General features: G+C 73.5%; 6 protein-coding genes and 2 pseudogenes. 4 read left to right on the top strand and 4 right to left on the bottom strand.

Annotation, left to right across the window (positions count from 1 at the left end; translation table 11 throughout):
* Positions 1 to 495: pseudogene (locus MTQ10_RS24525) on the top strand (hypothetical protein); the annotation flags it as partial.
* A 233-nt stretch (positions 496 to 728) separates the two neighbouring features.
* Here the strand turns inward: MTQ10_RS24525 and MTQ10_RS24520 are convergent.
* Positions 729 to 1,709, bottom strand: a complete 981-nt coding sequence (locus tag MTQ10_RS24520; RefSeq protein WP_247472330.1) for an NAD(P)H-quinone oxidoreductase — start codon at positions 1,707 to 1,709, stop codon at positions 729 to 731.
* A gap of 153 nt (positions 1,710 to 1,862) precedes the next feature.
* Here MTQ10_RS24520 and MTQ10_RS24515 point away from each other — a divergent pair, with 153 nt between their 5' ends.
* Positions 1,863 to 2,858, top strand: coding sequence for an ATP-binding cassette domain-containing protein (locus MTQ10_RS24515; protein WP_247472329.1), 996 nt, complete (start codon positions 1,863 to 1,865; stop codon positions 2,856 to 2,858).
* Positions 2,855 to 3,703 carry an ABC transporter permease gene (locus MTQ10_RS24510; protein WP_247472328.1) on the top strand — a complete coding sequence of 283 codons (849 nt, stop codon included), beginning with the start codon at positions 2,855 to 2,857 and terminating at the stop codon, positions 3,701 to 3,703. The genes MTQ10_RS24515 and MTQ10_RS24510 overlap by 4 nt, the downstream gene beginning before the upstream one ends.
* 149 nt (positions 3,704 to 3,852) lie before the next feature.
* On the opposite strand, the pseudogene MTQ10_RS24505 reads toward MTQ10_RS24510, so the two are convergent.
* Positions 3,853 to 4,533: pseudogene (locus MTQ10_RS24505) on the bottom strand (potassium channel family protein); the annotation flags it as partial.
* Positions 4,534 to 4,633: 100 nt separating this feature from the next.
* Here MTQ10_RS24505 and MTQ10_RS24500 point away from each other — a divergent pair.
* Complete coding sequence (locus MTQ10_RS24500; RefSeq protein ID WP_247472327.1) at positions 4,634 to 5,752, top strand: potassium channel family protein; 1,119 nt, start codon at positions 4,634 to 4,636, stop codon at positions 5,750 to 5,752.
* Between the two features lie 87 nt (positions 5,753 to 5,839).
* Here the strand turns inward: MTQ10_RS24500 and MTQ10_RS24495 are convergent, their stop codons facing one another.
* Both MTQ10_RS24495 and MTQ10_RS24490 read right to left on the bottom strand, forming a co-directional pair.
* Positions 5,840 to 7,225, bottom strand: coding sequence for a molybdopterin molybdotransferase MoeA (locus MTQ10_RS24495; RefSeq protein ID WP_247472326.1), 1,386 nt, complete (start codon positions 7,223 to 7,225; stop codon positions 5,840 to 5,842).
* Positions 7,222 to 8,175, bottom strand: coding sequence for an NTP transferase domain-containing protein (locus tag MTQ10_RS24490; protein ID WP_247472325.1), 954 nt, complete (start codon positions 8,173 to 8,175; stop codon positions 7,222 to 7,224). The genes MTQ10_RS24495 and MTQ10_RS24490 overlap by 4 nt, the downstream gene beginning before the upstream one ends.
* Between the last annotated feature and the right edge of the window lie 102 nt (positions 8,176 to 8,277).

The following is an 8,277-nucleotide window of genomic DNA, read 5'->3' as shown; positions in this document are numbered from 1 at the left end:
GGCCGGGGTGGCGGTGCGCCCGGCCGGGGAGACGTCGAGCAGGGCGACGGCCGGGACACCGGCGACTTCGGTTCCGTGCCCTCCCACCAGGGCAGGCCCGCGCCTCCCAGCCCTTCCGACGAGCCCTCGCGGGCCGGGAGCCGGGCCGGGGAGGGCCGGATGCGGCCTGGGCGGCCGGCAACGGAGGAAACGGTGCCCGCCGACGAGGCCTCCGAGAACGCGGAGGACACCGAGGACGACAGCGGCGCGACGGCGGAGGACGACGACACCGGCACGGACCCGGGCGAGGAACCGCTGGGCGCGGACGCCGTGCCCTCCGGGCAGCCCTCGGACCCGTTGCCGCCGGCGGAGTCCGGTGAGCCGGGCCGTGCCGCCGTACCGGCCGGGCAAGCCGTCGAGCCCGTCCTGCGGATACTGCCGCTGGGCAGCGGACTCGTGCTGGTCGGGCTCGGCCTGGGCTGCGCGTTCGTCGGGCTGCGGCTGCGGCGCGGGTGACACCGGACCCCGCCCCCGGCGTCGGTGACGCTCGGGGGCGGTCGCGGCTGGTCGCGCGGGGCCGTGCGGGGCGTACGAACCGTGCGGGGCGTACCGACCGTACGAGGCGTACCCGACCGTACGAGGCGTGCGCGTCCCGGTCGCAGCCGGGCGCTCAGGACCGCGCGGGTTCGGCCGCGTGCTGATGCGGCACCGCGCGGGTTCGGCCGCGTGCTGGTGCGGGGCCGGCAGGGTTACGGCGTGACCAGGAGGACCTTGCCGATGTGGCCGCTGGCCTCCACCACCGTGTGGGCCTCCCCCGCCGCCGGCATCGGCAGTTCGCGGTCGACGACGGGGCGGACGTGCCCGGCGTCGACGAGCGGCCACACATGCTCGCGGACGGCCGCGACGATCGCCGCCTTCTCCGACGTCGGCCGGGCCCGCAGCGTCGTGGCGCTGATCGCGGCGCGCTTGCTCATCAGCGCGCCGATGTTCAGCTCGCCCTTCACGCCGCCCTGCATGCCGATGATGGCGAGCCTGCCGTTCACGGCGAGGGCCTGGACGTTGCGGTCCAGATACTTGGCGCCCATGTTGTCGAGGATGACGTCCGCACCCGCGCCGCCGGTCGCGGCCTTCAGCTCGGCGACGAAATCCTGCTCGCGGTAGTTCACCAGGATGTCGGCGCCCAGCTCGGCGCACCGATCGAGCTTCTCCTTGCTGCCCGCGGTGACCGCGACGCGGGCGCCGACGGCCTTGGCGAGCTGAATCGCCATCGTGCCGATGCCGCTGGAGCCGCCGTGCACCAGCAGCGTCTCACCGGGGCGCAGATGGGCGACCATGAACACGTTCGACCACACCGTGCACACCACCTCGGGCAGCGCCGCCGCCTCGACGAGGCTCACACCCTTGGGCACCGGCAGCAGCTGTCCCGCGGGGACAGCGACCTTCTCCGCGTAGCCGCCGCCGGACAGCAGCGCGCACACCTCGTCGCCGACGGCCCAGCCGGAGACACCGGCGCCCAGCGCGGCGATCCGGCCGGAGACCTCGAGACCGGGGTACGGCGAGGAGCCGGGCGGAGGGTCGTAGAAGCCCTGCCGCTGGAGGATGTCGGCGCGGTTGACGGCGCTGGCCGCCACCTCGACCAGGACCTCCCCCTCACCTGGCACCGGGTCGGGCACCTCCGCCCACACCAGCGCCTCCGGGCCACCGGGTTCGGGAATCGTGATCGCATGCATGGGCGTGACGCTACTCCTCGCGGCGGCGGAAAAAGGCATGCGATCACCGATGACTTCGCGGGACGGTGGAGGTCTTCCCCTGCGAGCCCCAGGGCCGTGTCCCGATCCGTATCCGGCCGGGGCGCGCGATGAGCACGTGGAAGGACATCCGTCATGAGCCGACCCACCGCCGACCTGGCCATCGAGACCGCGGGTCTGGTGAAGACGTTCGGTGCGACGCGGGCCGTCGACGGCGTCGACCTGGCCGTGCCGGCGGGCACGGTCTACGGCGTCCTCGGCCCGAACGGCGCCGGCAAGACCACCACCGTGAAGATGCTCGCCACGCTGCTGCGCCCCGACGGCGGCCAGGCGCATGTCTTCGGCCGTGACGTGGTCCACGAGGCGGACGAGGTGCGCGGCCGGGTCAGCCTGACCGGCCAGTACGCGTCCGTGGACGAGGACCTCACCGGCATGGAGAACATGATCCTGCTCGGCCGGCTCCTCGGCCACAGCAAGAAGGGCGCCCGGGCGCGCGGGGAGCGGCTGCTGGAGGCGTTCGGGCTGAGCGATGCGGCGGGCAGACAGGTCAAGCACTACTCGGGCGGTATGCGGCGCCGGCTGGACATCGCCGCGTCCATCCTCAACACCCCGGACCTGCTGTTCCTCGACGAGCCGACGACCGGGCTCGACCCGCGCAGCCGCAACCAGGTGTGGGACATCGTCCGCGCCGTCGTCGCCCAGGGCACCACGGTGCTGCTGACCACGCAGTACCTCGACGAGGCCGACCAGCTGGCGTCCCGGATCGCTGTCATCGACCGGGGAAAGGTGATCGCCGAGGGCACCAAGGGCGAGCTGAAGGCGTCCGTGGGCGCCGGCTCGGTCCATCTGCGGCTGCGGGACCCCGCGCAGCGGCCCCTCGCCGCTGATGTGCTGCGGCGGGTCCTGGGCGCCTCCGTGCAGGAGGAACCCGACCCGGTGGCGGTCACGGCCCGGCTCGGCGCGGCAGGCGCCGAGGGTGCGGCCGGGCAGGCCGCGCGGGCCCTGTCCGAACTGGCCGTGGCCGGGGTCACCGTGGACAACTTCGCGCTCGGCCAGCCCAGCCTGGACGAGGTCTTCCTCGCCCTCACCGGGCACGACACCCATGACGACTCCGAGGAGGTGGCGGCGTGAGCACCGCGACCACGACCGAGACGAAGGACCTCGCGCCCGTCAGTGCCGAGTCGCTCGCCGCGCTGCTGGTCGGCGGGGCGCGTCCGCCGCGGCCCAGCGCGGTGTCGGCGTCCCTCACCTTCGGATGGCGGGCCGTCCTGAAGATCAAGCATGTGCCGGAGCAGCTCTTCGACGTCACCGCGTTCCCGATCATGATGGTGCTGATGTACACGTACCTGTTCGGCGGGGCGCTGGCCGGTTCGCCGACCGAGTACATCCAGTTCCTGCTGCCGGGAATCCTGGTGATGTCGGTCGTGATGATCACGATGTACACCGGTGTCTCCGTCAACACCGACATCGAGAAGGGTGTCTTCGACCGGTTCCGCAGCCTTCCCGTGTGGCGGCCGGCGCCCATGGTCGGCTATCTGCTCGGTGACGCCCTGCGGTACACCGTCGCGTCCGTGGTGATGCTGACCGTCGGTCTGATTCTCGGCTACCGGCCGGACGGCGGCGCGGGCGGCGTCCTCGCCGGGATCGCGCTGCTGGTGCTGTTCGCGTTCGCGTTCTCGTGGATCTGGACGATGTTCGGGCTGTTGCTGCGCACCGAGAAGTCGGTGATGGGCGTCAGCATGATGGTGATCTTCCCGCTGACGTTCCTGTCCAACGTCTTCGTCGATCCGCGCACCATGCCGGGCTGGCTCCAGGCGTTCGTCAACAACAGCCCCGTGACCCATCTGGCGTCCGCGGTGCGCGGGCTGATGGACGGGGACTGGCCCGCAGACGAGATCGCCTGGTCGCTGGGGTGGGCCGCACTGTTCGTGCTGGTCTTCGGGCCGGTGACGATGCGGCTGTACAACCGCAAGTGACGCGCGGGGCGCGCGATACGACGCCGGGCGGCTGGGCCGGGTCGGCGTGAACGGGGGCCCGTGCGTGCGGAGTCAGGTCCGGGTGATGGCCGGGGCGAGGCCCGTGCGGCGTCGGACCAGCGCGATGCCGCCGCGGGGCCCGTGCGGGGTCACGTCAGGGTGATGCCGGGGCGGGGCGGCTCGGGCTCCGGCACCCGTACGATCGCGATCACCCGGTCCGTCAGCTCCAGGACGCCGAGGTCCGGGTCGTCGTAGCCGAGGACACGGTGCCCTCGGACGACGCTCACCACCAGGTCGGCGGTCTCCCGCGGGCTGAGGCCCACCTCGGCCTTGGTGACGGGCCGTTCGATCAGGTCGAGTCCGCGGCCCTGCTGCATCAGGTCCTCCATGACCCGCCCGGCCGACGGGCTGAGCACGGACAGCCCGAGGAGCCGTCCGGCCGCCCCGGCACCGGTGATCACCTCGTCGGCGCCGGACTGCTTCAGCAGCGGGGCGTTCTCCTCCTCCCGTACTGCGGCCACGATCGTCGTGTTCGGGTTGAGCTGGCGGGCGGTCAGCGCCACCAGGACGGCCGTGTCGTCCCGCTGGGTCGCGATGATGACCCGCCCCGCCCGGTGCGCCTCCGCCTTGCGCAGCACATGGCTGCGGGTGCCGTCACCGACCACACCCGTGAACCCCTCGGCGATCGCCGCGTCGACCATCTTCTGGCTGGGGTCGACCACCACGATCTGGTCCTTGCGCAGCCCCGCCGCGCACACGGCCTGGGTCGCCGACCGGCCCTTCGTGCCGTATCCGACGACGACTGTGTGGTCGCGCACTGTGGATCTCCCGGTGTGTTCTGTGACCTGGATGTGTTGTGTGCCCTCTGAGACGCCTGCGTCGGCAACCATGGTGGCCGACGCACGGATCACATGGCAGGGGGCCACGACGATGAAAGACGAGCAGCGACCAGCACATCACGTGGAGAGGGTGTCCCCGCTGCGGTCCGTCTGGTACCGGTCCCGCAGCGAGGCCCGCGACGACGTGGAGGCGGGCCGCGCCATCGTGATACCGAATCAGACGGCCACCCCGCCGCTGCTCCAGGTGCTGCGGCGGCTGGCCCTGTCGCTGCTGGTGGTGGCCGTCACCACGGCCATCGTCTACGCCGACCGCGCCGGGTACCACGACAACGCCGACGGTTCCGTGGACCTGCTCGACGCGGCCTACTACGCCACGGTCACCCTCTCCACCACCGGCTACGGCGACATCACCCCCTACAGCGACTCCGCGCGCCTGGTCAACATCCTCGCCGTCACCCCGCTGCGTGTGCTGTTCCTGATCATCCTGGTCGGCACCACGCTGGAGGTGCTGACCGAGCGCACCCGCCAGCAGGTCCGCATCCACCGCTGGCGGGCGAAGATCCAGGACCATGTCGTCGTCATCGGCTACGGCACCAAGGGCCGCCACGCCGTCCAGACGCTGATCGGACAGGGCATCCCCCGCGAGCGCATCGTCGTCGTCGACGCCCAGCGCAAGACGGCGACAGCGGCCTCCGACGACGGGCTGGTCTCGGTGACCGGTGACGCCACCCGCACCGACACCCTGGTCAAGGCCGAGGTCCCGCGCGCCTCGCGGATCATCATCGCCCCGCAGCGCGACGACACCGCGACCCTCGTCACCCTCACCGCCCGCCAGCTCAACCGGCGCGCCACGATCGTCGCTGCCGTCCGCGAGGACGAGAACGCGCCGCTGCTGAAGCAGTCCGGTGCCGACACCGTCATCACGACGTCCAGCGCGGCCGGGCGGCTGCTCGGCGTGTCGATGGTGAGCCCGCCGGTGGCCCGGACACTGGAGTCCCTGATGACTCTCGGCACCGGCCTGGACCTGGTGGAACGCCCGATCACCCCCGAGGAGGCGGGACTGTCGCCCCGCGCCTGTGAGGACGTGGTGGTCGCCGTCGTCCGCAACCGGCAGCTGCTGGACTACAGCGACCCGCAGCTGAACGAACTGCGGGCCGGGGACCGGGTCATCACAGTGGCGCGGGCGGTGCCGACACCGGAGGAGGACTGACGTGTCCGTGCGTGAGTCGCGCAACCGTGTTTCACGTGAAACGAGCCTCTCGGGCATGTTTCACGTGAAACACCCGGATGGACCGTTTCACGTGAAACAGGCGCCGAGGCCGTTGCCCGTCCAGGGCAGGCGGAGAAGCTCCGTCTCCTGACCGTTCCGGGCGCCGCCCGGCGGGACGACGGCGAGGGCGTCGGCCATCGCGACACCCCGCAGCATCGCCGGACCGTTGTAGTGCAACGGCACAGCCCGTCCGCCGCGCGGGACGACGGGGATCAGACGCGTGTCGTACGGGTGCCCGTGGACCGCCTCCGCCAGCGGCAACCCATACGGCTCCGCGGCCGGGCGCCCGGCGAGAGCGCGCAACAGTGGCTCGGCGAGCGTGAGCAGGCCGGACACGGCGGCGAGCGGATTGCCGGGCAGGCCGACCAGATGGCGGTCCTCGTCGATACGGGCGAGCAGCATCGGGTGACCGGGGCGCACCTTCACCCCGTCGACCAGCAGCTCGGCGCCGATACGGGCGAGGACCGGGTGGACGTGGTCGACCGGCCCGGCCGCGGTGCCGCCGGTGGTGACGACCAGGTCGGCGGTGGACCGGGTGACGGCCCGGCGCAGCGCCTTGGCGTCGTCGCCGATACGGCGGACGGCGCCCACCTCGGCGCCCAGGGCCCGCAGCCACGGCGGCAGCAGGGGGCCGAGCGCGTCACGGATGAGGCCGTCGTGGGGCAGGCCCTCGGTGAGCAGTTCGTCACCGAGGACGAGGACATCGACGCGGGGGCGGGGCACCGTGGTCAGGGTGTCGTACCCGGCGGCGGCGGCGAGGCCGAGGACGGCCGGGGTGACGAGTGTGCCGGCGGGCAGGAGATGTTCCCCGCTGCGGCACTCCTGGCCGCGGGGGCGGATGTCCTGACCGTGGCCGAGGTCGCGGGTGGCGTGGAGCCGGCCGGCGTCGTCGGTACGGCCGTGCTCGCTACGCAGCACGGCGGTGGTGTCCGGCGGGATGCGGGCCCCGGTGGCGATCCGGACGGCCTCCCCGTCGGCGAGGGGCTCGGGTGCGGCATGCCCGGCGAGCACCCCTGCCTCACGGACCGTCCAGGGGCCTGGGCCTGCGACGGCCCAGCCGTCCATCGCGGAGGTGTCGAAGGACGGCAGATCCGTCAGGGCGGTCAGGGGTGCCGCCAGGACCAGGCCGAGAGCGGTGTCGAGCGGCACGTCTGCGGGACCGCGACGGGCGGTGTGCCGCCGGCCGGCGCGGGCGGCGACAGTGCGGGCCTCGGGCCATGGGGTGGCGCGGTGCCGGTCATGGCCGTGCCCGTGACCCGGGGCCGTGGTGCCGGGGTGTGCGGCGCCGGAGGCCGGGGTGTGGGCACGGGCTGCGGGCGAGGAGCCGGTGCGGCTGTCCTTCACGAGGGCGAGCACCTCCTCGACGTCGAACTCGTCGGCGTCGTGACCGGCCCGGACCCCGGGGCCGGTCATCCGGCGTCCGGACGGGTGTCGGGCGTGGCGTCGGGGGTCGCGTCGGCCTTGGCGTCGGGGGTCGCGTCGGTCTTCGCGGCGGACTCCTCGGCCCAGCGCTGGGCGAGGGCGGCGGCCTTGCGTGAGGCGTCGGCGACGGCCTGGGTGCCGCCTTCGGCGCGTGCGGCGGCGTAGCCGACGAGGAAGGTGGTCAGCGGGGCGGCGGGCCGGGCCACGCCGTGGGCGGCGTCGCGGGCGAGGTCGAGCAGGAGCTTGGTGTCGACGTCGAGGTCGATGCCCAGCTCGTCCTTGACCGCGGAGATCCATTCGTCCAACACGTGCTCATGCTCCCTGATGCGTGCCCTGGCGGTGGCGATGTCGTCCCAGGTGTCGCAGTCGAAGGAGGCGACGGGGTCCGGGACGCGGGTGAGGTCGAGACCGGAGGTCAGCCGGCGCAGCGGCAGGCCGGTCAGCGCGGTGTGCCGTGCGGTGAACGCGGCGAGTTCCCGGCGCAGGGCCGGGGTGCGGTAGGCGGCGACGAGGGGCTGGTCGCGGCCGTCGCCGTCGGTGAGCAGCGCGCCGTCGGCGCCGGTGGCGTCCAGGGCGGCCAACAGCCCGCGTACGGTCGGCGCGGCGAGGAACGGCAGGTCGGCGGAGAGGACGACGACCCGGTCTGCGGTGGTGTGCCGCAGGCCGGCTTCGAGCGCGGCCAGCGGGCCGCCGCCGGGCGGGTCCTCCCGTACCCAGCGGACGGGCCGCGCGGTGGGGCGCGGGTCGGCCACGACGACGGTGACGGCGGCGTCGGCGCAGGCCGCGAGGACCCGGTCGAGCAGCGTACGGCCGCCTACGCGCACGGCGGGCTTGTCGGCGCCGCCGAGCCTGCGGGCCCCGCCGCCGGCGAGGACGACGGCGTCATGGAGCGACGCGCCGCCGGGACCGGGGGCGGAGGACGTGGGCTCGTACGAGGTCACACCCCGAGTATGCGTGCCCCCACGCCCGGAGGAGACGCGGGGGCACAGCCGGGAGCCACCGCAGGGGGGACCGGGACTCCCGGCGGGAACATGGCCCGGGAA

The organism is Streptomyces sp. XM83C, from assembly GCF_023072675.1.
Taxonomy (GTDB): Bacteria; Actinomycetota; Actinomycetes; order Streptomycetales; family Streptomycetaceae; genus Streptomyces; species Streptomyces thermocoprophilus.
This window is presented reverse-complemented; position numbering and strand designations above follow the sequence as displayed.